This is a genomic window from Sporofaciens sp. JLR.KK001, from assembly GCF_036941055.1.
In the GTDB taxonomy this organism is placed as follows: Bacteria; Bacillota; Clostridia; order Lachnospirales; family Lachnospiraceae; genus Sporofaciens.
This window is the reverse complement of the sequence record NZ_JAYMNO010000001.1, coordinates 3,035,047-3,060,087: the sequence shown is the minus strand read 5'-3', so window position 1 is coordinate 3,060,087 and position 25,041 is coordinate 3,035,047. Positions and strand designations below refer to the sequence as shown.

The following is a 25,041-nucleotide window of genomic DNA, read 5'->3' as shown; positions in this document are numbered from 1 at the left end:
TACACTCAAATAAAGGAGATTGTTATGCCAGCAAAACCATCAGGTACGATCAAAACATCACGTGTAAATGTTAAGCAGAAGAACGGTGATATCTACGTTATGGAGCGTCAGACCTTGTATGACCCGGTTAAAAAATATAACAAAGTTGTGAGCAGTAAGCTCATCGCTAAAATTCCGAAAGGCGAAAAAATTCAGGTGCCTACACGCCCAAAAAGACCTAATGGAAGCAAACTCCCAATAAAACCACAGAAAGTATCTGCTTCCAGAAAACGTGTTGGAATGATGGATATCATAGGACATATAGGATTTATTTCCGGTATTGATGCAGCTATATATGCATCCACAGATATCGGGACCGCCCAGAAGATCATTTCCCTCGCAAGATATCTTCTGGCAACAAATGGACAAACACTCCCGGGAATACAGACCTGGCAGTATACCCATCCGCTTCCCTATGTGAACGGCATATCAGAGGATGTATACCATGCCCTGTTCCATGACATCGGGTTGGATGAATCGCTGCAGCAAAATTTCTTTCACGAGCGCTGTGCATTGCTTGGGGACCATGGAGCGATTGCTTATGATTCCACCACCATATCGACTTACTCCGGACAGCAGCCGGAAGCACGGTACGGATACAACAAAGCAAAAGACGGACTGAAGACGGTCAAACTGCTTACGCTGTATTCTATTGAAAGCAGACAGCCGGTCGCATTTACCAAACAGCCGGGCAACCTGCCTGATGTGTCGTCAATCGAAAACGCATTAAAACAACTTTCTGTCCTTGGCGTGGATCATGCCGAGATCGTAACAGATAACGGTTACTACTCAGAGTCTAACCTTTCTGAGATGCTCCAAAAAGGATTCGGGTTTGTCACGCTGGCAAAAACAAACATCAAATGGATCCGGCCGGAAATAGAAGCACGTATAGAGGAACTTTCTTCTATATACAGTGTATGTCCGTTTGACCCCACAACCCATGGTGTTACAGTTATGTTAATGCATGATTTTGACAAGGTGCGCAAGTATGCCAGCCACAAAAGCGGCGCTGAAAAGGGCGCTGTTGAAAGATTCAAAAGACGGGTGTATCTTCACATTTATTTTAATGCTTCACGGCAGGCGGAAGACCGGATTGAATTTGAAACAGACCTTATGGAATTAAAGTCAATGATAGAAGACGGCATACCTGTAGATGAGCTTTCCAGGAGTGCGCAGGAGAAGGTAAAAAAGTATATGTCGATAAGCACCTGGGGAAAGAAGACAACCGTTCGTTTTAAGGACAAGGAATGTCAGGAGGCATACAAATATCATGGCTATTTCACCCTGGTCTCCAACCGGGAGAAAGACTGTTTTGAATGCTTAAGGATCTACCGGAAAAGGGAGACCATCGAAGCTTGTTTTGAAGCGGAAAAGCAACATGCGGATGGAAGCCGTATCCGTGTTTGGAGTCCAGATACTTTGCGGGGCAGAATGTTTGTACAATTCGTATCGCTGTGTTATTACGAGTATTTCAGTGATCAGCTACGTAAGATTAAGCCTACTCTGGGCAAACAGAATAAGGATGGTATCAGAACAAAAGAGACGGTTGACCTTGAAGAGAAACTGTTAAGATGGATGGAGAATACGCCGGTTTATCTTCAGCTGCAATGGTTTGACACTGTGGAAGAGGTAAAGGTATCGTCCGAACTGCGTAACAAACGATGGAACACGGAGATTACCGCGCGGGATGCTCTATATCTTGAGAAATTGGGGATGTCTACGCACTAAATTTTTTTAGTGTGTATTATACGACTTTTGGGATTATAAAGGACATCAGGTAAATCTGGCAGAGTATGGAGAAAGCGGGGAGCATATCTGCAAAAAGGGCAGGAAAAAGGGAAAAGCAGAAACGATCCGGAAAGAATTCTGGTTTCTCACAGATCTGCCAATCACCAGAAAAAATGTGGCAGGACTGGTGGAGCGCGGAAGGATGAGATGGAGAATCGAGAATGATGGGTTTAACGCGCAGAAAAGGCAGGGATACCATCTGGAACACCAGTACAGCAGGAATTATCAGGCACTGAAAAACCATTATTATCTGATCCAGATTGGGCACATGATCAGCCAGATCATGGAGGCTTGGGAAAAAATATGGAAAAAGGTAAAGCAGAGTAGGGAGCAAAAGCACAGGAGGATACTGGAATCCATGAAAGAGACTCCATTGAGAGAATACAAGGAAGAGATCGCTAAAAAGATACAAATACGGTTGATATAGAGGACCATGTGGAAAGGTGGTGAAGGAGCAGATAACAACAAAAGTTAAAAAAGCAGAATACAGGGATTTTATGGCTTAAATAAGATTGCGTTGATAAAGCAAAATGAGAAAATAAAATCCAATGTACTCTAAGAGTGTAACTATAAATTTAAGCGTCAGAGCTGGGTAAGCGACAGCTCTGACGCTTAAAAAAAAATTAATAAAAAAACCTCCCATTTTATGGGAAGATGCGCGATAATAGAAGTAACCAGACAACTATTTTTTCGCACCACCATAAAAGAGAGGAGGTTTTACTATGAAGCAAGAATAAAAATCAGAAGAAAAGAGGTTAGGGAACACCTGGAACAGTTGAACCTTGCATGTGAATTAGCCAAGCTAATCCGGCATTTTTTCCCAGATCTTTTACCCCTGTTAAAACAGATTCCAGATCCCAGAAACCAGAGCTATATTACCTATCCTGCTGTGTTACTTCTTATGACCCGTATCCTTTCTTCTCTATTTTACATCAGCAGTATGAGGAAAACAAGTGAAGAATTCAATTCCAGTGAAATGATCAAAAACATCGTTACTTTTCACACCCACGCCATCTGCAAAATAAAGAAAAGGTTGCTGCTTTGGCGTTAAGCTTTAGCAACAACCTTTTCCTGTTTTATTTTGGGCGGGCGTTTCCGTTCATATATTTCTGATATCTTCTGATATACATCTACATTTTGTGAGCGTAACAAATAGACTATGCTTAAGCCATTACAAATATCGTTTAAACTTTCTTGGCTCCGCAGAGTAATTGCCTGCTTCTGTTTTCGTTTGTAGACTCTTGCCAATCTTTCACATAGGGAATTATTGGCTGGAACCCGTTTGTCATGCAGGAACAATAATTCACTTTCTTTATATTCCCTTAACCGGAGAAATAGATTATACCCTTCCCTATAATACTCAGTTGGCGGCTCATCCTGATATTCTTTCTCCGCCTTGTTCAGGATTTCATCATACCTTTTCTCGAATCCCTCAACAATTATCGGATCAAGTTCTTTCTCCCCCAACCCATTTCGGTAATGCAGCATCTCCTGGAACAATCCGTGCATCTCCTTGTTCCATTCCAGCTGCGGCTCATTCTGCTCGCTGCCGATCAGATAGCGGCAGTCATGCTGGGTACACTCCTGATGTTTTGTTCCATAACGGTAAAATGTCTTGTCATGGTCATGCAAGACAATCCCAACATAATTCTCAAGCGGCGTTCCTTCTATTCCTTTATGCCCTTTTTTCTCCCTGCCTATATAAAGTGCCACATCTGCGATCGGGGATGCAAGTATAAGGACCTGCGCACTGTGCCCATTTACAGATGCGTTTGTAAAATCTGCATTCATGACCGGAGACTGCATTAGTTTCTTTATAATCTCTTTTTTCTCTTCCGCTGTTTTCTCTGAAAATTCCCTGGTAAGACCATTGATCATGCCGTCGGACAGTTCGATCTCGCCTTTTGTCAATTCTGAGATTAGCTTTCTTATTTTTCCATGGGATACGTTGCATTCATTGCTCAGGAGAAAGGCAAGTGCTTTCACCGTCCCGTCATAGTTCACTTCATTAATATATCCTTCTGGAAATGGAGCATGTACACGGGCTCCGGTTCTTTTGTCACGGTATTCCTTTGTCGTATATTCCATGACCGCTACAGACATCTGGATGACCACTTTCTGTTTCCGAATGATTTTTCCTGTCTCATAATAATTCTCTTTATCCAGGTATTTTGCAGGCGCAGGGATTTCATGTGTCTCTGTTACGGCATGGAGCTTCCTGCGGTGTCCGGCATGGCCTGGCTGTCCGCCTGGTTTCCGGTCAGTTTTTACCCGGCTGTTCGGGATTTTTTTCCTGCCGGGTTTCTGCTGGGAAGAGGGGATGGATGAATTCTCAAAATCCATATTGACCTGCGCAGTCAGTTTTTGGTTCAGGCCTTTTTCTTCCTCCAGTTCAGCCCCTACCCTGTAGAATTCCTGTCTTATATCACGGCATTTATCTAATGCTTCATCTCTCTGACGAACAACTTCCAGATTCTCTTTTTTGAGCTTTGCAATGAGACGGTCCTTCCTGTCAAGTTCTTTCTGACATTCGTGGTAAAGATCATCATTTGCTTCTATCCATTGATTCCGGACAGACCGGATCTCTTTACGTGCCTGTGCTAATTCTTGTTTTAATTCCCGGATATTTTTTTCAAGTTTCCGAATAATACTCTTATATTTTTCTTCTAATTTCCGGTATCTCTCGCCGGATTTAAATTCAGCGACCTGCTGTGCCAGTGATTTCACTTTGTACTGTAATGCACTTGTATATTCAAATGGATTCATCTGTAATCTCCTTTGATGAATTAGGGGCGGGAATCTAATACCTGTGCCATCGTTCTGCTTAATTCTATTGTCTCTTCCAGTTGTAATGTCAGCATGGAAATATATTCTTCTTTCTGTTCAAGAAGCTCTTCCGAAGTCCGAATACATTTTTCCTGGATTCGGATTACATTTTCTGCTTCTTTAAGAGCATTCTCCAATTTAGAAATCTGTAATTCATATTTTTTTATAACCTAAAATCCCGTTCAAATTATACACATGTTTAAGGTGTCAGCCCATATAACTCATATATGTCTTTTTGAAATGGCGTAAGTTCCGTTGTGTATTTTTTTCGTGTTCCATTTATACTGACACTACGGACAGTTTTCATTTCACTTATTACTTTTTGAAGATCATGATTTTTATACCATCCGGCTTCATTCATCACCTGCTTTAGACGAGTTGTGATCAGAAGTGCAATAAACTGTATGAAGATTCTGCCTTCCATAGCTGCCGCTGAATGGATACGCAAACGTTTCATATCAAGATCATTTTTGAGATCATCGAAACATTTCTCAACAGCATCCTTGCTCCGGTACACCTCAAGAGCTTTTGTCGTATCCTTAATGTGATTACTTACAAGCACGAACCAGCCGATATGGTTCCTTTTATGCTTGCTAATGGCTTCCTCATTGTAATCCACCCTGATGCCTCTTATAGGAGTTTTATGGATCAAGAAGAACTTATCATAATAAGAGGCATGCTCCTTTACATGCCTGCCGGCCATAAGTTCTTCATAACAGCAGTGCAGGGTATGGTCAAAATTCCGTTCGTCTGACGCCGCCTTGAAAATATCGTGGTAGCCTGCAAATAAAAAGTCAATAGAAAATTGAATATTTTTTGAAAAAATTTTATGTAGGAAAAATGCGTACAACAACCAGACCACCGTAGAACGCTGGTTTTGTGAATTGCTAGAGTTATGTAATTTCTGCTATTGTGGAAGGGAAGCCAAATATTCTTTGACTCTTCCGTAATAAATCCGGAGAAATTTATTTGCCCCGGCTGTCATGTAGACATAGTAAGCTTTGCCTTGCGCACGTTTCTTATCCATGAACAAATACACGGGGTCATCTTGTGGCTTGGTCTTAATTAGAACGTCCATGACCTGAAATAGGGTCTTACGGAGCGCGGGAGAACCATGTTTTGATGCATGGACACTTTTTTGAGAGTAATCCCCGGATTCATTTACACCTGGGTCAACACCGGCAAATGCGGTAATAGCGTTCCGATGGGTAAAGCGTGACACATCTCCGATTTCCGCTATTAGCTGTGGACCCAAGGAGGGGCCTACGCCTTTCATCGCCATAACGACAGAGTATTCTGGAAGTTGGGCTGCGGTTTCGTTCATTAGGGAACGGAGCTGTTCAACAGTTCGGGATGCAGTATTTAACTGCTCAACCGCCTGTTTGATGATACGTTTGGTAAAGACATCTTTTGGAAGTACAGAAACCAGTTCCTGGGCTGTTTCATAGATTTCTTCAGCTTTTGTTTTGCTGAAGTTGTACTTCTTGCGGTGACACCACTTCTGATAGTGGTCAACAAAAGCGTCCACAGATATCTTACGGACACAGTCTGCATGCCAGTAGCAGTCCGCAAAGTCAACCCATTTCTGGCTTCCGTCTTCGCGGGCGGGGCTGTTAAAATAGGTGTTTACACCGGGATAAGTTTGGTCAAGAAGGCCGATCAGATTGTTTTTCATGGCAGTCTTGTGCTTCATGTAGAAGCCAAACTGGCGGTTCATGGTCTTTAATTGATTGCGTAATTCATCCATAAGACCATATTGTTTCAATTTTGACCATCTGTCAAGTGTATAGCGTGCGATTTTAAGGGAATCTGCTTTGTCGGACTTTACTTTCCGCAGGGAGTTGTCTTCGTCCTGATAATGACGTATAAGCTGTGGATTTACAGCGCTAACAAACAGACCGGCAGAGACAAGCTCATGGGCAATGGTCTCATAGTAATGTCCGGTACACTCCATGACGATACGTGATTCTCCATCAAGGGATCTGATCCGATGAATCAATGATCGGAGATCCTTGGATAAATGAGATACTTCAAAAGGTTTGGCCACGACTTCACCGCCTGGGCGGAGGATGGCAACCATGCTTTTACGTTTGGAAACATCAATACCGATAGCGTTCATATTCATATGTTATGTCACTCCTTCTTTTGTAAGCAATGGTAAGGACCAGTTTTACTCATTGCCTATTCAATCTACTGTGGTGTGACGCGGACGCACCTTTGTGGGTGGTTCAACCTGCATAAAACGAATGCTGCGAATGAGGAGCTGGTTATCAGACTGTTTTACGGACGCGAAGTCCAAGAAAGGATCCGATATACCGATTGCTCTCTACATTCTAACAGCTTAAGCAACAAGATGGGTAATTCCTTACTGGCTGTAAGGGAGATTAACCATAAATATATTGTAGTAGAAAAGAGAAAATGTTATCCACAAGAAATACCTGAGGACAAAATATTATTAACATTTTGTCCTCAAACGTATCATTTACTGTGGATAAAAATTTTTTCAATTTCAGCACATTTACCAACACTTTCTAAAAAGCCTATTACTGGCGTGGGTGTGAAAAGTAACAAAACATCTGGCATCTATCCGGGGAGGAACAGACCGTGGAGGAGCTTCCCTACTGGGAAACCATCAACCGGTATCTGGAAAAAGTAGATCCGGAAAAATTGCAGGACATCTTAAACCGCCTTTGCAGCAGGCTTCTTTGCAGCCGGGCTTTTGAAAATATGCGAATCAGGGGCAAGTACTGGCAGGTGATCATAGATGGAACGCAGCTTTGCAGCAGCCGGAGGGAACTGGATGGGAAAAGCCTGCACCGGACCCATAACAAGGGGACGGAAAAAGAGTATCAGGAGAACTATTATTATGTGCTGGAAGCAAAGCTGGTACTGCATCCGAAAATCCTGATCAGTATTCAGACGGAATTTGTGGATAATGAAGAGGGAAAAGAAATGGAGAAACAGGACTGTGAAAGGAAGGCCTGCTGGCGTTTAATGGAAAAGCTGAAAAAAGCGTTTCCAAGGTTGCCGATCTGCCTGTGCGGGGACAGTCTGTATGCCTGTGAAGGTTTCTTTGAGAGATGCAAAGGAAAAAACTGGCGGTATATCCTGCGGTATAAGGAGGGGAGCATCCCGAGCATTGGGGAAGAATACAGAGAACTGAAAGAAATGGAGAAGAATTACCAGGAGCGCGAAACACAGACTGGGAAGGAATGGTATGATTACGTGACAGATATAGATTATAAAGGACATCAGGTAAATCTGGCAGAGTATGGAGAAAGCGGGGAGCATATCTGCAAAAAGGGCAGGAAAAAGGGAAAAGCAGAAACGATCCGGAAAGAATTCTGGTTTCTCACAGATCTGCCAATCACCAGAAAAAATGTGGCAGGACTGGTGGAGCGCGGAAGGATGAGATGGAGAATCGAGAATGATGGGTTTAACGCGCAGAAAAGGCAGGGATACCATCTGGAACACCAGTACAGCAGGAATTATCAGGCACTGAAAAACCATTATTATCTGATCCAGATCGGGCACATGATCAGCCAGATCATGGAGGCTTGGGAAAAAATATGGAAAAGGGTAAAGCAGAGTAGGGAGCAAAAGCACAGGAGGATACTGGAATCCATGAAAGAGACTCCATTGAGAGAATACAAGGAAGAGATCGCTAAAAAGATACAAATACGGTTGATATAGAGGACCATGTGGAAAGGTGGTGAAGGAGCAGATAACGACAAAAGTAAAAAAAGCAGAATACAGGGATTTTATGGCTTAAATAAGATTGCGTTGATAAAGCAAAATGAGAAAATAAAATCCAATGTACTCTGAGAGTGTAAGTATAAATTTAAGCGTCAGAGCTGGGTAAGCGACAGCTCTGACGCTTAAAAAAAAATTAATAAAAAAACCTCCCATTTTATGGGAAGATGCGCGATAATAGAAGTAACCAAACAACTATTTTTTCGCACCACCATAAAAGAGAGGAGGTTTTACTATGAAGCAAGAATAAAAATCAGAAGAAAAGAGGTTAGGGAACACCTGGAACAGTTGAACCTTGCATGTGAATTAGCCAAGCTAATCCGGCATTTTTTCCCAGATCTTTTACCCCTGTTAAAACAGATTCCAGATCCCAGAAACCAGAGCTATATTACCTATCCTGCTGTGTTACTTCTTATGACCCGTATCCTTTCTTCTCTATTTTACATCAGCAGTATGAGGAAAACAAGTGAAGAATTCAATTCCAGTGAAATGATCAAAAACATCTGGCATCTATCCGGGGAGGAACAGACCGTGGAGGAGCTTCCCTACTGGGAAACCATCAACCGGTATCTGGAAAAAGTAGATCCGGAAAAATTGCAGGACATCTTAAACCGCCTTTGCAGCAGGCTTCTTTGCAGCCGGGCTTTTGAAAATATGCGAATCAGGGGCAAGTACTGGCAGGTGATCATAGATGGAACGCAGCTTTGCAGCAGCCGGAGGGAACTGGATGGGAAAAGCCTGCACCGGACCCATAACAAGGGGACGGAAAAAGAGTATCAGGAGAACTATTATTATGTGCTGGAAGCAAAGCTGGTACTGCATCCGAAAATCCTGATCAGTATTCAGACGGAATTTGTGGATAATGAAGAGGGAAAAGAAATGGAGAAACAGGACTGTGAAAGGAAGGCCTGCTGGCGTTTAATGGAAAAGCTGAAAAAAGCGTTTCCAAGGTTGCCGATCTGCCTGTGCGGGGACAGTCTGTATGCCTGTGAAGGTTTCTTTGAGAGATGCAAAGGAAAAAACTGGCGGTATATCCTGCGGTATAAGGAGGGGAGCATCCCGAGCATTGGGGAAGAATACAGAGAACTGAAAGAAATGGAGAAGAATTACCAGGAGCGCGAAACACAGACTGGGAAGGAATGGTATGATTACGTGACAGATATAGATTATAAAGGACATCAGGTAAATCTGGCAGAGTATGGAGAAAGCGGGGAGCATATCTGCAAAAAGGGCAGGAAAAAGGGAAAAGCAGAAACGATCCGGAAAGAATTCTGGTTTCTCACAGATCTGCCAATCACCAGAAAAAATGTGGCAGGACTGGTGGAGCGCGGAAGGATGAGATGGAGAATCGAGAATGATGGGTTTAACGCGCAGAAAAGGCAGGGATACCATCTGGAACACCAGTACAGCAGGAATTATCAGGCACTGAAAAACCATTATTATCTGATCCAGATTGGGCACATGATCAGCCAGATCATGGAGGCTTGGGAAAAAATATGGAAAAAGGTAAAGCAGAGTAGGGAGCAAAAGCACAGGAGGATACTGGAATCCATGAAAGAGACTCCATTGAGAGAATACAAGGAAGAGATCGCTAAAAAGATACAAATACGGTTGATATAGAGGACCATGTGGAAAGGTGGTGAAGGAGCAGATAACAACAAAAGTTAAAAAAGCAGAATACAGGGATTTTATGGCTTAAATAAGATTGCGTTGATAAAGCAAAATGAGAAAATAAAATCCAATGTACTCTGAGAGTGTAAGTATAAATTTAAGCGTCAGAGCTGGGTAAGCGAATAGAGGCTTTACACTCAAATACTCTTTTGCTATAATGAAGATATCACAAGATATTTCATATTCTTCACAGAGGAGGTGGCGGTTTTATGCCGAGTACAGGTGAAGTCATTAGAGATGCTATCAATGATTTTCAGAGGATACAGCATCATATGAAAAATGCGAAGTCAGAAAACGCAGAAAAAACATATGAAGATTTAAAGGCTGACTATAAGTCTTTGAAAGCGATATTAACTTCTTTAGGCGTGAATCTGACAGATATTGATGTGATAAAAGAGTAATTATATTAAAAAATAGTTAGCGTGTAATCAAAAGGTGTAAGTTCTTTCATTCAGTTGTTAAGGGCTTTACACCTTTTTATTTAGTAAATGTTAGATCTGCCGTTTACGATTTAGTAAGCTTATGGGGCGGAGGATATGGATGAGACAGATTTTATATAGGTGTACTAGTAACGGCAATCGGATTCCTGGTTTTTACTTTATTCGTGGGCATGAATTGGTTTCACTCTTTCCATAGAGCGTGTCAGGGGCGCAGCCGTTATTACGCGGTGACAGAAGGATGCCGCATGATGAATCTTCTGGGTGTAGTATTTAATATGTATGGACGAATGAGACCGCCGCTTGTCTTTCGATAGCGATTAAAGTGTAGGAAGGATGCAGAAAAATTCAATTAATGTCATTGTCTGTAGTACTATTTTTTGTTATAGTAAATTTATAAGGAATTTTATCCAAGGAGTGTGCATGTGAGAAAATATTTTAATACAACAGGATTGTGCTATCCGAAAGAGCACTATATGGTAGATATGAAGGAACGCCTGGAAGAGATCAGGACTTTGGTCGATAGAGGGGAATATTTTGCCGTGAACAGGGCGCGTCAGTATGGCAAGACGACGATGCTTCATTTGCTGGCTGAGAAATTAATGCCGGATTATGCTGTATTTTCCATCAGCTTTGAGGGGATAGAAGATGAGACGTATGAATCATCAGAGAGATTCTGCAGAAGATTCTGCCGCCTTCTGTACCGGTATATGGTGTATCATACGGTATCGGGGGTTCCGGAGTCGTTGAAGGATGAGTTGAAACAGTTGGGTTCCAGGGAAATGGATATGGAGGACTTGGCAGATCTTATTTCTGAGATCTGTGCCGGATCGCAGAAGCCGGCGGTCCTTATGATCGATGAGGTGGACCAGGCGGGGAATCATAAGCTGTTTCTCACTTTCCTGGGAATGCTCAGACGCAAATACCTGGCGAGAAAGGCGGAACCGACGTTCCAGTCTGTAATATTGGCAGGAGTTTATGATATTAAGAATCTGAAATTGAAGATCAGACCCCAGGAAGAGCATCAGTATAACAGCCCATGGAACATTGCGGCTGATTTTGCGGTGGATATGAGTTTTTCCAAATCGGATATCGCCGGAATGCTCATGGAGTATGAGTCGGATCAGAATACAGGGATGGATAGATCAGAGATGGCGGATTTGATCTGGGAATATACTTCCGGATATCCGTTTTTGGTGTCGCGGCTTTGTAAGATTATGGATGAAGATATTCCTGACGCAGAGAAAGAGTTAGGATTGACATCTGCGTGGACGAGAGAGGGATTCTTAGAAGCTGTTAAGATGCTGTTGTTGGAATCGAACACATTATTTGACGATATGGTGAAGAAGTTAGCTGATTTTCCGGAACTTAAGCAGGCTTTATACAGCATATTATTCCGAGGTGAACGTGTCCCATATAATGCTTATAATCATGCGATTAATCTTGGGGTTATGTTTGGATTTATAGAAAAAATGAAAGAAAATGGGAGTATTGCGATTTCTAATCGAATATTTGAAACACAGTTGTACAACATGTTTATTTCAGAAGAATTGCTTGAAAGCACAATGTATAAAGCGGCATCCGCGGACAAGGACAGCAATCGTTTTATCCGGGATGGGAAGCTCGACATGGAGCAGGTGTTGGAGCGGTTCGTGGAATCATTTACGGATATATATTATGATGCAGACGAGACGTTCGTGGAGGAGAATGGACGCCGGTTTTTCCTGCTGTATCTGAAACCGATCATCAATGGCGTGGGGAATTTCTATGTGGAAGCCAGGACCAGGAATATGCGGAGGACCGATGTAGTCATTGATTACCGAGGACAGCAGATTGTGTGTGAGTTGAAGATCTGGCATGGGCAGGAATATAATACGCGAGGGGAAGAGCAATTAATGGATTATTTGGATTCGTATCATCTGACGACGGGATACATGCTGAGTTTTAACTTTAATAAAAAGAAGAAGGTAGGGGTGCAGAGGATACAACTGGGAGAGAAATTGCTTATTGAAGCTGTAGTGTAGAGATTGTTGACAGTATATGAGCCTGTGCAGGCGTGATCTGCACAGGCTCATATGATAATCTTAATCTACAGCTTCTGCTCCAAGACCCACAGGCAGGACCGCTTCGGCAGACAGCGCAGGTATTTTCACCCTGCTCTTGAACACAACGCTGCCTGCGAGTCCAGCTGCGGTGCCGCCAATCACGGCGAAGGCGAGCGCAAGCACCACCTTAAGCGGCGGATTGAATGCGAACGGCGCGAGAAGTCCCGGTATAGGAGAGGCGGTTCCGGGAGCATTGTTCACAATGTGGAACACTGCCGCAGAGATACCGGCGAGTCCGCCTCCAAAGAAGTTGGAGCAATAGATCGGGATTGGGTTGGCGGTAATGATATCTGCCTGTGTCAGTGGTTCAAGCATAACAGCGAGGACATTGCTTCTGTCTCCTAATTTTAATTTGGCGAAGATCAGTCCGTTGGTGAAGGAGCCGCCCACGCAGGCGATCGCGGCGATTCCCATGGCGAGTCCGTCGAGCCCAAGCATAGCGGTCAATGCCATAGAGCTTAGCGGCGAGGTGCAGATCATCTTGATGATGCCGCCGAGTAGGAAGCCCATAACGATGGGGGACTGCTCGGTTGCGGCGGAGATGGTATCTCCAATGCGGGTCAGGATGATGTTGACGGCAGGATTGACGGCAACCACGATCAGGTGTGACAGCGGAGCGATGATCAGCGCGCCAAGGATGATATTCAGTCCTTCCGGCAGTTTCTTTTCTACGATCGGAGCGATCAGGCCGATCAGGTATCCGGCGATGAATCCGGGAAGGATACCGTATCCCCCGGCAGCGACTCCCGCGACCACTGCGAATACGGGATTAGCGCCCATACAGATCGGAACCATCATAGCTGCGGCAACACCGCCGAGACTGCCCGAGGTTTCCCCTACGGTCCGGAAGAAATCCATACCCATCAGATCCCCGGTGATGTATTTATGGACTGCTTCTACAAGGAAGGTAGCGATCGCGGCATTAGCCATACCAGACATGGCAAGCTGTCCTTTGGGCATTTTCAGGCTGAACAGAGAAAAACCGGCCAGTGTGATTAGTAATAATCCGACTCCAGATAAAATAGTTAACATAGACATACCTCTCTTTTTCACTTGTTATATTGATAAAATCAATATAAAACGGTGGTTTCAAAAAGTTTCAGAAAGTATCAAGATGGTTAAAAAAAATAACAGTATCAACTGAAATTTGTAGGAATTCACAAAAACAGGTGATTGATACTGTTAAATATGCCTATGACTTTTCACAAGGCGTTTCTATTTACAATGGGCCGTCAGTGCATTCAGAAAGTTTTTGATCTTTACGTTGCCATGTTTGTCACTTTTACCGCGGATGAAGTCCATTTCCTTGCGTACCTGTTCGAAATTATACAGAGTATTGGAATACTCGGTAAATATTTCGTTGGAATAATCCTCGATCCCCAGATGAGCCAGATTCACAAGGCCTGCGGCTGCGGCACGGCGGATCCGCTGCTCCATGGACTTGGGGGAATCGCTGAAACGGCTGCACAGTTCATGCAATGTTGTATCGTCCAGGTGTTCATGATTGGCGATCATGTATTCTGCGACGGTGATGATATCCTTACTTCCAAGTACCCCGATGATCCCAAGCCTTTGCAGGATATTGGAGAGGGCGGGAGAGGACGTATAAGTAGATACGGAAGCAGAGGAAGCGACAGGCGCCGGCTGCCTGGGTGCGTTATCCTCGAGGAAAATATTCTGTATCCGGCTCATGGTGCGGCGCATGGAGAGATTCTCCTTTATTCTGCGTATGACGGATTCCACCTCGATACTGTTGACCGGCTTCTGGATGAAGAATTCGATGCCTGCTTCGTAGGCGGAGGCAACCATATCCTTGGAGGTCACCTGGGATAGCATAATAAATGCCGTGTCGGGAAGAAGCGGGCGCATCTGCCCAACGAGTGTGATCCCGTCTGTATCGGGCATGAGGAGATCGACAATGACGATATCCGGATGAAGGACGGAGATGTCCTCAAGGGCATCCTGTGCATTTCCCGCGTTTCCGCACACGGTTCCAAGCTTCTGTTTTGTGATAATGATCTTCAAAATATTTCTTATATTCTTGTCGTCGTCAATGAGATAAAAATTCATGTGTTCCCTCTTTCTGTTACATCTGCAAAGCCCGTGCTGCATTATGGTTCCGATAGGTCTGCGTATTCACTGCGCTGACTGTGAGAACGTGGTTCAGGCATGAAAAATCTTTCAGGTATCTGTATAGTAAAGGTTGTCCGGCCTGGAACGGAAGTCAATGTGATCCGGCCTTTGAGCTGTGTCTCGATCAGATCCTTCACCAGATTAAGCCCAAGCCCCCGGTTGATCTCACCGGTCGCACAGTTGATCTTAGTGGAGAAGCCGGCTTTGAATATATCGGTTCTGTATTCTTCCGGAATTCCCGGACCGTTGTCAGTGATCGTAAAGACATAGATACTTCCGGCGTCGGACGATTCTGTCCGGGTCTGTGAGATCTGGATGGATACCGGGGATGAGATCCCCGCTTCCAGTGCATTTACAGACAGATTCCGGAAGACGGACAGCAGTGCATAGTGCTGCTCGGTATATAGACTGTCCCGGCAGAAGAAGGAAAAATCAAGGGATTTCTTCTGTTCTGCCGCGGTAAGCCGCAAGAAGTCATGGAGGATCCGGAAAATGTCGTCTAAGTACATCCCGTCAGACTCTAACTCTTGATCGAGCGCCTCGGAAATTCCGCGCATGATCAGAAAGTATTCTTTCTTTATCTCATGGATATCCTTGGCTACGGAGAGCGCCTGGGTGTAGAGCGGATCCTCTGGAAGGAGTTCCTTTAAGGTTCGGTATAACTGGTAGGCGGTGCTCATGGTATCTTCGATCAGGGCGGTATTCTTCTTCATCCAGACGATCTCGCCGTTCAGTCTGGAAATGAGAAGAAGCAGCCGCTTATAGCGTTCTTCGTGTTCCTGCTTTAAGAGGAATAACCGGTACTGCCGGAAGGTCATGAGGATACATCCGATGATGAGTACACGAAACAGGGCAACCAGAAGGATACCGGTCTGTGCCTGAAGATCGGGTACATTTCCCCTAAGCCGCAGAAGCAGTTCACAGAGATTCGCTGCGTAATCGACAAAGAATAGTACGAGGAGCGATTGTCGGATATGATTACGGAAATCAGAATGCAGGCGGATATACAGATATAGGAGCAGTCCATAGCTGATATAGAAAGCAATCTCCGGCATATAGGCAAGCGGCATCTGATCTAAGCGGCCGTTTTTGAACCAGTAGAGCGTAAGACGTATGAGAAAAACACCGGCGGCAGAGCACCCGGCAGCCGGAAGCAGCGGGAAATCCTCTGTCATGAATAATAGGACAGAGAAGCAGATGATTCCCATAGATATCTTAAAATCCGCGATAAACAGGTTCATACTGAACTGAGCGGCAAGGATTGTAAACAGACTGTAAAATAAGGTTTTATGCAGGCAGCTTTTCATAGGCATCTCCTTCAAGATCTTCCATTTTAAATATACGGGAAAATGTGCAGCTTCGCAAGTGGTAAAAGATATTTCTGCCTGCAAAAAGGTGTTGACAGATAGAGTCCGGTATGCTAATATATTCAAGGATAATTTAGCACTTTAAAGCGTAACGCTTTAAAGTGAATGGTTGATGTATCGAAAGTTACAGCTTGGAGGGAATGAGAGATGTCAAAGGAAATATTATGTGTGATCATGTTGGTTGTATTTTTTGCCGTCATGATCTATGTTGGATTTTACTCAAGGAAGCATGCGACGGACGTGGACGGATTCGTGCTGGGAGGCCGGGGAGTCGGTCCGTGGTTGACTGCATTTGCATTCGGTACGTCGTATTTTTCTGCGGTTATTTTCGTGGGGTATGCAGGGCAGTTCGGCTGGAACTTCGGGATGTCTGCCACCTGGGCAGGGCTTGGCAACGCATTTATCGGATCATTACTTGCATGGAATGTTCTTGGAAGAAGGACCCGTGTTATGACCCAGCATTTGGATGCGAAGACGATGCCGGATTTCTTCGGGAAACGGTTTGATTCGGTTCCGCTTAAGGTGGCGGCGTCTATTATCGTATTTATCTTCCTGATTCCGTATACGGCCTCACTGTATAATGGATTATCAAGTCTGTTCGGTCTGGTGTTTGATATTCCTTACTGGGTGGTGATCGCGGTGATGGCGGTGCTGACGGGATTCTATGTGATCTTCGGCGGATACATGGCGACGGCGATCAATGATTTTATCCAGGGAATCATCATGCTGTTCGGGATCTGTGCGGTGATCGGAGCGGTATTGTCGGAGAATGGCGGTCTGCTTGCGGCGACTAAGTCACTTGCATCTATTACGGGAGATGCTGGCTGGGAGGGGGCGTATTCCGCGTTCCTCGGACCGGACCCGCTTGCGCTTCTCTTTGTGGTCGTTCTGACTTCTCTTGGTACCTGGGGACTGCCTCAGATGGTCGGGAAGTTCTACGCCATCAAGAGCGAGAAGGATATACATAAGGGGACCGTGATCTCAACGGTATTTGCGATCATTGTAGCCGGAGGCTGCTATTTTCTTGGAGGATTCGGAAGGCTCTACGGCGACAAGGTAGTGATGAATGAGGCGACAGGGAAGCCCCTGTTCGATACGATCGTACCGACCATGCTTTCTGCATTGCCGTCTATCATTATAGCGGTGGTGATCGTACTGGTGTTATCGGCCTCCATGTCTACCTTGTCTTCTCTGGTTCTGACGTCCAGTTCTACCTTTACATTGGATGTCATCAAGCCGGCGGCAAAACAGGGAATGTCTGAGAAGAAGCAGGTTTCCATTATGAGGTCGTTCATTGTGTTCTTTATCCTGATATCGGCTGTGATCGCGATCTTCAAGGATGCGCATCCGGAAGTGACCTTTATCGCACAGATGATGGGTGTATCCTGGGGAGCGCTGGCAGGAGCATTCCTTGCGCCGTTCATGTATGGCCTGTACTGGAAAGGAATCACCAAGATCTCTGTGGTGGTGTGCTTTGTCTGGGGATGCGGGATCGCGTTGCTGCAGCTTTTTGTGACACTTGGCGGAGTGGATGTCACAGGCTGGGGAGCGGTTCTTGGATATATCTTCAAATCATCCATTAACTCCGGTGTGATCGCTATGGTGGGCGGTCTGGTCATCGTGCCGGTCATCAGTTTATTTACGAAGAAGCAGGATGATGCCAAGCTTCAGGAGATCTTCTCCTGTTATGATGAGACGGTAACTATCACGAAGAGATCTTCTCTTCAGGAATAAAATACATCAAGGAAAGTGATTAAAATTATCACTTTCCTTTTTTTTATATATGTGTTAGGATAAGAAGGTGTTAAAAATGTGCAACATGGTTGATGATTATTATTATACTGGCAGGGCATTTGGCTGATGTCTTGCGGGTAGGAAATATGGAAGGAGAGAATGAAGATTATGAAGAATTGTCAGAAATATGAGAGAACATATTTTATGCCCCCTGAAGTCACCTATGACTGGGTGAAAAAGGAGTATATCGACAAGCCTCCGATCTGGTGCAGCGTCGACTTGCGCGACGGCAATCAGGCGTTGATCGAGCCTATGAGCCTGGAGGAGAAGTTAGAATTCTTCCAGATGTTGGTGGATATCGGTTTTAAGGAGATCGAGGTAGGGTTCCCGGCAGCATCGGAGACGGAGTATCAGTTTATGAGAACGCTGATCGAGAAGAAGATGATTCCGGATGATGTGACGGTGCAGGTGCTGACTCAGGCGAGAGAGCATATAATCAAGAAGACCTTCGAGGCGGTCAAGGGTGCGCCCCATGCGGTGGTGCATCTGTATAATTCGACTTCCGTTGCGCAGCGGGAGCAGGTATTCAGGAAGAGTAAGGAGGAGATCAAACAGATTGCGATTGACGGAGCGAAGCTTTTGTTAGATTTGGCTTCTGAGACGGACGGGAATTTCACTTTCCAGTACAGCCCGGAGAGTTTCCCGGGGACGGAAGTGGATTACGCGGTGGAGGTCTGCAATGCGGTCTTAGACATATGGAAGCCAACGGCAGATAACAAGGCGATCATCAACATCCCTACGACGGTGGAGAACGCTATGCCCCATGTGTTTGCATGTCAGTTGGAGTACGTGAACAAGCATCTGAATTACAGGGACAATGTAATCCTCTGCCTGCATCCGCATAATGACCGCGGCTGCGGTGTGGCGACGGCGGAGCTTGGGATACTTGCGGGGGCAGACCGGATCGAGGGAACGTTATTCGGCAATGGAGAGCGCACCGGTAATGTGGATATCGTGACTATGGGAATGAATATGTATTCTCATGGTGTGGATCCGGGACTTGACTTCTCTGATATGAAGCATATCCGCGAGACCTATGAGCGTCTGACGAGGATGGAAGTGTATGACCGTCAGCCGTATGCGGGCGATCTGGTATTTACCGCATTTTCCGGTTCCCATCAGGATGCTATTGCCAAGGGTATGACCTGGAGGGAGGAGAAGCAGTGCGATACCTGGACGGTTCCGTATCTTCCGATCGATCCTCAGGATGTGGGAAGAAGGTATGACTCTGATGTGATCCGCATCAATAGCCAGTCCGGCAAGGGCGGCGTGAACTATATCCTGAAGCAGAGCCATGGCATCAACCTGCCGCAGAAGATGCGCGAGGAGGTTGGATATCTGGTGAAGGACGTATCCGACAAGGCGCATAAGGAGCTGAATCCGGAGTGGGTATACCAGATTTTCTCAGATCATTATATCAATACCAAACCGGTATTCCATATAGATGAGTGCCATTTCAAACAGGTGGACGGGATCACGGCAGAAGTGACGATCAATCATGGCGGCGAGACCAGGGTGATCACTGCCATGGGAAATGGACGTCTGGATGCGGTGAGCAATGCGATCAAGCAGTATTTTAATATCAGCTATGAGCTTCGGTTCTATGAGGAGCATTCTCTGACCAGAGGTTCCTCATCCAAGGCGGTTGCCTACGTGGGTATCGTGTGCAGCGGCAGGAACTTCTGGGGCGTGGGAATCGATGCAGATATCATCAAGGCTTCCATCGAAGCGCTGACCGTTGCTGTCAATAAGATCGAGGAGATCGGGAGCGCCGACGGATGCAAAGATGAGAGAATGATCGAGATCATGAATTACATCCAGGCGAACTATGTCGATATTACGTTGGATGATTTGGCTGAGAAGTTCTATCTGTCGAAGCCGTATATTTCTAAATATGTGAAGGAGAAATCGGGTCTGACATTCGGGGAGCTGGTTAAGAAGATCCGGATGAAGAAGGCGAAGGCATTGTTAAAGAGCAGTAATATGACGGTGGAGAATATCGCGTTGTCGGTAGGATATCAGAATGTGGAGCATTTCAACCGGATGTTCAAGAAGGCATATAATACAACGCCGATGCAGTTTCGGAATCAGAAGTAGATATATCAAAAGCCGTCTCTGGAAAATATTTAGAATTTACGGCGCAAAAGCATAGGGGGATGAGAGAAAGATGATCATAGCAGCCAGACATTTGATAACGGGGGACGGCAAGACGGTCCTTGAGAACCGCGCCGTACTTGTGGGAACAGACGGCAAGATCCAGAGGATCGGGGAGCCATCGGTTCTTATGAGGGAGTTTCCCCAAGAGGAAGTGAAGGATTACGGGGATGCAACGCTGCTCCCGGGTCTCTGCGACATGCATGTCCACCTGGGATACTGGTATTCTCAGCCGGACAGTTTCAATTATGGTCCGCAGCTTATCATGCTTTATGCCCTGCAGCATGCCCAGGCGGCGTTCGAGCGGGGGATCACATCAGTAAGGGATATGTCGTCGGCACATGGGGTCTGTAAGAATCTGAAGCTTGCGGCCGAGAAGGGATTTGTTACCATTCCGCGGATCACTCACACGGATACAGGGATCTGTATGACCGGAGGGCATGCCTGGGAAGAGGTGGAGCAGGTGGACGGTCCCTGGGAGGTACGTAAGGAGATCCGTAAGCAGATCCGTGACGGGGCGGAATGGGTGAAGGTATTGACGACGCACCGGACCCATACGCCGGAGCTGACCCAGGAAGAATTAGACGCGGCGGTGGATGAATGTCATAGAAGGGGGATCAAATGTGGAGTGCATGCGGGAACCAATCCGGGGATCCAGATGTGTATTGACGCCGGATTTGATACCATAGAGCATGCGACCTTCATGACGTTGGATCATGCGAAGCAGATGGCCGAGAAGGGGATAGCGTGGACACCGACTATTATGGCGTATACACTGCTGTATGATATCTGTAAGGAGAATATTGAGAAGCATGCAGGTGCGCCGGTGAACGATCCGGTCATGCAGAAGGAGATGAAGGATTATCAGTATTTTGAGCCGGCATATAAGGCTTACAGGAATCATTTCAAGGAATTCTATGATACGGGTGTGACGGTGATCGCAGGTACGGATATGGTGATGTATCAGTCGCCGCTTCTGCCGCTTGCCAGGGAACTTCAATATATGGTGGAATACGGGATTACGCCGGTACAGGCGATTGAGACCGCCACCTCGAATCCGGCAAAGGTGCTGGGGGTAGAAGAAGACAGGGGGCTGGTGAAGGAAGGACTGGATGCGGATCTTCTGGTAGTCGGCGGGGATTTGAGTAAGGATATTACGAGACTTAATGATGTGAAGCTGGTTACCCTGGGCGGAAAGAGAGTATTTGAGAATGGAGTCCGGTATGTAGGGACAGGGAATATGAAGATGTAGTTACAGCAGCGCATGGTCAGCACCGGCCGAAGCACAAGCGCAGACCCAATACCCCGCTGTTTAGCAGTGTTACAAGCTTAATGTTCGCTGCTTGTAGCGGGGTATTTGACTGTGTGAAATCATATTGTATTGGCAGCCTTAGGAATTCAGCTTATGCATGATCTTGCAGGTTTTCTTATAGCATGCGATTCCGTAAGAGTGGATTTCCTGAATTCCATGCTGCTTCAGAAGTGAAATATAATCATTGTCTTCAATCTGTCTCATGGCTTCTGCTTTGGTCTGTAATAATCCAAGCAGCAATCTTTCAGGAAGTTTCTTTTTCTCCAGTTCCATGACTTACACCACCTATTAAAAGTTTATATACTCTATGGCATAAAATGCTTATCGCTTCAACAGCCTCTCCATCCTGCGGATCACGGCGAAATAGCTGATCACCAGGATTACTGTCGCCCCGGTCCATGCCATGATCTCCGCGTAGAAGATCCCGTTCTCTCCGACCACCATGGGAAGGAAGATAGCGGTCAGCGCCCGCATCAGGAATTCGGCGATGCCGGATACAAGGGGCAGGATGGTATTGCCCATCCCCTGAATAGCAGACCTTGTGATATGCAGGGTATAGAGGATCGGCAGGCACAGGCTCATGATGGCCAGATAGTAGTAGGCGATCGCCAATGTCTGCGCGAATTCTTCAGGTGTGCCTGAGATGAAACAGCCAAGGATCATCTTTCCGCCGAAGATCATCAGAAGCGCAATGACAAGGGAGGTTGCAAGTGCAATCAGAAGAGCGGACCTCACTCCCCGGCGGATGCGGTCAGTCTGGCCGGCACCCAAGTTCTGCCCGGTGTACGTGACCATAGAATATCCGTAGGAGGTAGCTGCAACTTCCAGTACGCCGTATAGCTTGTTGGTGGCGGTGAAGCCTGCGATAAAGATGACGCCGAATCCGTTGACTACAGACTGCACGATCATGCCGCCAATGGATATGATAGCGTTCTGAAACGCCATGGGGAAGCCCAGCGTCAGCAGCCGGAGGGAGAGATTCTTATCTCTGAGGCTGAAATCCGACGGCTGAAGATTCAAGATCTCAATCTTTCGGATATGATACAGGCAGAACAGGCTTGAGACCAACTGGGCGATCAGCGTTGCGGCGGCGGCTCCGGCAATACCAAGCCCGAAGCCCAGCACGAACAGAAGATCCAGCGCAATATTGGTGACGGCGGCTACGATCATGGCGTTAAGTGGCGTCTTGCCGTCTCCGAGGGAACGGAGGATCGAGGCCAGCAGGTTATATGCCATCACTACCGGAATCCCAAGATACATGATACGCAGGTACAGCAGGGTATCGGGAAGGATCTCGGAAGGCGTCTGCAGGAGATGCAGGACCGGGCGTGCCGCCAGTTGTCCAAGCGCCAGCAGTACGATGGAAGACAGGAAAGCAAGGACCGTGGAGGTACCGATGGATTTCCTCAGGTTATCGTGCCTGCCCGCGCCGAATTCCTGTGCCATCAGGATACCGAAGCCCTGGGTGAAGCCCTGGATGATACCAAGCATCATCCAGTTGAGCCAGTCCGCCGCGCCAAGGGCGGCAAGGGCGCCGACACCTAAGGCTTTGCCTACGACCATGGTGTCTACGACGGTATAAAGCTGTTGAAATACATTGCCGATCATAAGCGGCAGTGCAAATGAGAAAATCAGGGAAACAGGTTTTCCCTGGGTCATGTTTTTAATGTGTGATGCCATAGCGGTACCTCTGTTATTCCGTAATCTGTGATGGAAAAGTTTCTGCCAAATCATAGCATAATATTGAGCGGGCTTCAAGACAAAACAAGACAAAAATTCGGTAAAAAATTGTACTTTGGACGGGTTTATGGTACATTATAGATATAGTATAATTTTAGGAGGTTTATTTTTATGAACATAGCAGAAAGGATTTCCGAACTTCGTACTCGCATGGCGTCTAAGGGGATCGATGCGTATATAGTTCCCACCGCTGATTTTCACCAGAGTGAATATGTAGGGGAACATTTTAAAGCGAGGAAATATATTTCCGGTTTCAGCGGATCTTACGGGACGGTCGTCATAACCAGAGATGATGGGGGGCTCTGGACGGATGGAAGGTATTTCTTCCAGGCAGAGAATGAGCTTGCCGGAAGCGGCATCCGTCTGATGAAGATGTTTGTGGGAGATACGCCGTCAATCACGGAGTATCTGACTGATCGTGTTCCAAGAGGCGGAACGGTTGCGTTTGACGGACGGGTACTTTCCATGGGAGAGGGCCGGGAGTTTGAGGAAGCGCTGGCGGCGAGACAGATCCGGATCCACTATTCCGTCGACCTGGTAGGGGATATCTGGGAAGACCGTCCGCCGCTTTCGGACAAGCCGGCGTTCTTCCTGGAAGAGAAGTATTCTGGTGAGAGCACGGCGTCCAAGCTTAAGCGTGTGCGGGAAGTGATGGAGGAGCATGGGGCGACCGCCCATATCATTGCGTCCCTGGACGATGTATGCTGGCTTTTGAATATCCGGGGGGACGATATTGATTTCTTCCCGCTGCTTCTGTCCTACGCGATCGTGAAGAAGGACGGAGTAGAATTATATGTGGATGATTCCAAGCTTGACGACCGTATCCAGGTAGAGCTGGCTAAGAATCAGGTGACCATCCATCCTTATAATGCAATCTATGATGACGTGAAGGGACTGAGTGGTTCCGAGACGGTGCTGATCGATCCGATGAAGATGAACTATGCGCTGTATAAGAATATTCCATGCAGGATCGTGGAGGCGGCGAATCCAACCATCCTTATGAAAGCGATGAAGAATGAGGTGGAGCTTGCGAATATCAGGGAAGCCCACATCAAGGACGGCGTTGCTGTCACCAAGTTCATGCACTGGATCAAGACACGCTATGACAAGGAGACGATTACGGAGCTTAGTTCTGCCGCAAAGCTGACGGAATTACGCGCTGCACAGGAAGGATATATCCGTGACAGCTTCGAGCCTCTGTGTGCATTTGCGGACCATGCGGCGATGATGCACTATTCGCCAAGCGCAGAGACGGATGTGCCGTTAAGTTCAGGCGCATTCTTCTTGAATGATACTGGCGGCGGTTATTACGAAGGTTCCACCGATATCACCAGAACTTTCGTTCTTGGTTCTGTGGAGGCACAGATGAAGAGGTATTTTACTGCTGTTGTGAGGGCGATGATGCGGCTGTCCCGCGCACGTTTTCTCTATGGATGCTATGGATATAATCTGGATGTGCTGGCGAGAGGGCCGATCTGGGATCTGGATCTGGATTATCAGTGCGGTACCGGGCACGGCGTAGGGTATCTTGCCAATGTCCATGAACCGCCGACCGGATTCCGCTGGTATGTGGTTCCAAGTAAGAACGAGCATCATAAGCTTGAGGAGGGCATGGTCATCACCGACGAACCGGGGATCTATGAGGACGGACAGTTTGGTATCCGTATTGAGAATGAGTTCGTGGTGAGAAAGGGCGTACAGAATAAGTACGGGCAGTTTATGTATTTCGAGACGATCACGTTTGCGCCGATCGACTTAGACGGGATCGACCCGGAGGAGATGAGCCGGGATGAGCGCGAGTGGCTGAACCATTATCATGAACAGGTATATGAGAAGATCGGGCCGCGTCTGACCGAAGAGGAGCGGGAATGGCTTAAGGAGTATACACGGCCGATTTAGCAATGCAGTACAGGCAGCGGAGG

19 protein-coding genes are annotated in these 25,041 nt (G+C 46.3%); 10 read left to right on the top strand and 9 right to left on the bottom strand.

Translation table 11 applies throughout. The features are described 5' to 3' along the window. The first annotated feature begins 24 nt into the window (after positions 1 to 24). Both VSQ62_RS15755 and VSQ62_RS15750 read left to right on the top strand, forming a co-directional pair. Positions 25 to 1,767, top strand: coding sequence for an IS1634 family transposase (locus VSQ62_RS15755; RefSeq protein ID WP_334635766.1), 1,743 nt, complete (start codon positions 25 to 27; stop codon positions 1,765 to 1,767). A gap of 202 nt (positions 1,768 to 1,969) precedes the next feature. After that, on the top strand, positions 1,970 to 2,254 hold the full coding sequence (locus VSQ62_RS15750) for a hypothetical protein (protein WP_334635765.1): 285 nt from the start codon (positions 1,970 to 1,972) through the stop codon (positions 2,252 to 2,254). 620 nt (positions 2,255 to 2,874) lie between these two features. Here the strand turns inward: VSQ62_RS15750 and VSQ62_RS15745 are convergent. The 4 genes from VSQ62_RS15745 to VSQ62_RS15730 all read right to left on the bottom strand — a co-directional run bounded on the left by VSQ62_RS15745 (position 2,875) and on the right by VSQ62_RS15730 (position 6,772). Beyond that, the gene (locus VSQ62_RS15745; protein WP_334635764.1) at positions 2,875 to 4,593 is read right to left on the bottom strand and encodes an IS66 family transposase; all 1,719 of its coding nucleotides are present in this window, start codon (positions 4,591 to 4,593) and stop codon (positions 2,875 to 2,877) included. A gap of 20 nt (positions 4,594 to 4,613) precedes the next feature. Then, positions 4,614 to 4,790: a hypothetical protein gene (locus VSQ62_RS15740; RefSeq protein ID WP_334635763.1), complete on the bottom strand. Its 177-nt coding sequence runs from the start codon at positions 4,788 to 4,790 to the stop codon at positions 4,614 to 4,616. A gap of 62 nt (positions 4,791 to 4,852) precedes the next feature. After that, positions 4,853 to 5,503, bottom strand: coding sequence for an IS1634 family transposase (locus VSQ62_RS15735; protein ID WP_334635762.1), 651 nt, complete (start codon positions 5,501 to 5,503; stop codon positions 4,853 to 4,855). Between the two features lie 57 nt (positions 5,504 to 5,560). Beyond that, complete coding sequence (locus VSQ62_RS15730; RefSeq protein ID WP_290087065.1) at positions 5,561 to 6,772, bottom strand: IS110 family RNA-guided transposase; 1,212 nt, start codon at positions 6,770 to 6,772, stop codon at positions 5,561 to 5,563. Positions 6,773 to 7,257: 485 nt separating this feature from the next. Here VSQ62_RS15730 and VSQ62_RS15725 point away from each other — a divergent pair, with 485 nt between their 5' ends. The 4 genes from VSQ62_RS15725 (at position 7,258) to VSQ62_RS15710 (ending at position 12,538) form a co-directional block, all read left to right on the top strand. Beyond that, positions 7,258 to 8,346: a transposase gene (locus VSQ62_RS15725; RefSeq protein ID WP_334635761.1), complete on the top strand. Its 1,089-nt coding sequence runs from the start codon at positions 7,258 to 7,260 to the stop codon at positions 8,344 to 8,346. 219 nt (positions 8,347 to 8,565) lie between these two features. Continuing rightward, positions 8,566 to 10,026 carry a transposase gene (locus VSQ62_RS15720; protein WP_334633611.1) on the top strand — a complete coding sequence of 487 codons (1,461 nt, stop codon included), beginning with the start codon at positions 8,566 to 8,568 and terminating at the stop codon, positions 10,024 to 10,026. A gap of 260 nt (positions 10,027 to 10,286) precedes the next feature. Next, positions 10,287 to 10,478: a hypothetical protein gene (locus VSQ62_RS15715; protein ID WP_334635760.1), complete on the top strand. Its 192-nt coding sequence runs from the start codon at positions 10,287 to 10,289 to the stop codon at positions 10,476 to 10,478. 461 nt (positions 10,479 to 10,939) lie between these two features. Further along, positions 10,940 to 12,538 carry an AAA-like domain-containing protein gene (locus VSQ62_RS15710; RefSeq protein ID WP_334635759.1) on the top strand — a complete coding sequence of 533 codons (1,599 nt, stop codon included), beginning with the start codon at positions 10,940 to 10,942 and terminating at the stop codon, positions 12,536 to 12,538. 60 nt (positions 12,539 to 12,598) lie between these two features. On the opposite strand, the gene VSQ62_RS15705 is transcribed toward VSQ62_RS15710, so the two are convergent. From VSQ62_RS15705 to VSQ62_RS15695, 3 genes are all read right to left on the bottom strand, one after another. Further along, the gene (locus tag VSQ62_RS15705; protein ID WP_334635758.1) at positions 12,599 to 13,651 is read right to left on the bottom strand and encodes a PTS sugar transporter subunit IIC; all 1,053 of its coding nucleotides are present in this window, start codon (positions 13,649 to 13,651) and stop codon (positions 12,599 to 12,601) included. A 183-nt stretch (positions 13,652 to 13,834) separates the two neighbouring features. Continuing rightward, on the bottom strand, positions 13,835 to 14,689 hold the full coding sequence (locus VSQ62_RS15700) for a response regulator (RefSeq protein WP_334635757.1): 855 nt from the start codon (positions 14,687 to 14,689) through the stop codon (positions 13,835 to 13,837). Positions 14,690 to 14,730: 41 nt separating this feature from the next. Continuing rightward, positions 14,731 to 16,059: an ATP-binding protein gene (locus tag VSQ62_RS15695; RefSeq protein ID WP_334635756.1), complete on the bottom strand. Its 1,329-nt coding sequence runs from the start codon at positions 16,057 to 16,059 to the stop codon at positions 14,731 to 14,733. Positions 16,060 to 16,266: 207 nt separating this feature from the next. On the opposite strand from VSQ62_RS15695, the gene VSQ62_RS15690 reads away from it, so the two are divergent. The 3 genes from VSQ62_RS15690 to VSQ62_RS15680 all read left to right on the top strand — a co-directional run bounded on the left by VSQ62_RS15690 (position 16,267) and on the right by VSQ62_RS15680 (position 21,319). After that, entirely contained in the window at positions 16,267 to 17,853 is a 1,587-nt protein-coding gene (locus VSQ62_RS15690) for a sodium:solute symporter family protein (RefSeq protein ID WP_334635755.1), read from the top strand. A gap of 168 nt (positions 17,854 to 18,021) precedes the next feature. Next, positions 18,022 to 20,010 (top strand): 2-isopropylmalate synthase, encoded by a 1,989-nt coding sequence (locus VSQ62_RS15685; RefSeq protein ID WP_334635754.1) that lies wholly within the window; start codon positions 18,022 to 18,024, stop codon positions 20,008 to 20,010. Positions 20,011 to 20,080: 70 nt separating this feature from the next. Beyond that, positions 20,081 to 21,319 carry an amidohydrolase family protein gene (locus tag VSQ62_RS15680; RefSeq protein ID WP_334635753.1) on the top strand — a complete coding sequence of 413 codons (1,239 nt, stop codon included), beginning with the start codon at positions 20,081 to 20,083 and terminating at the stop codon, positions 21,317 to 21,319. Between the two features lie 138 nt (positions 21,320 to 21,457). Here VSQ62_RS15680 and VSQ62_RS15675 read toward each other — a convergent pair whose 3' ends face one another. Beyond that, positions 21,458 to 21,652 (bottom strand): hypothetical protein, encoded by a 195-nt coding sequence (locus tag VSQ62_RS15675; protein WP_334635752.1) that lies wholly within the window; start codon positions 21,650 to 21,652, stop codon positions 21,458 to 21,460. A 48-nt stretch (positions 21,653 to 21,700) separates the two neighbouring features. Beyond that, positions 21,701 to 23,059 carry an MATE family efflux transporter gene (locus VSQ62_RS15670; protein ID WP_334635751.1) on the bottom strand — a complete coding sequence of 453 codons (1,359 nt, stop codon included), beginning with the start codon at positions 23,057 to 23,059 and terminating at the stop codon, positions 21,701 to 21,703. A gap of 171 nt (positions 23,060 to 23,230) precedes the next feature. Here VSQ62_RS15670 and VSQ62_RS15665 point away from each other — a divergent pair, with 171 nt between their 5' ends. Continuing rightward, positions 23,231 to 25,018 carry an aminopeptidase P family N-terminal domain-containing protein gene (locus VSQ62_RS15665; protein WP_334635750.1) on the top strand — a complete coding sequence of 596 codons (1,788 nt, stop codon included), beginning with the start codon at positions 23,231 to 23,233 and terminating at the stop codon, positions 25,016 to 25,018. Positions 25,019 to 25,041 lie beyond the last annotated feature (23 nt).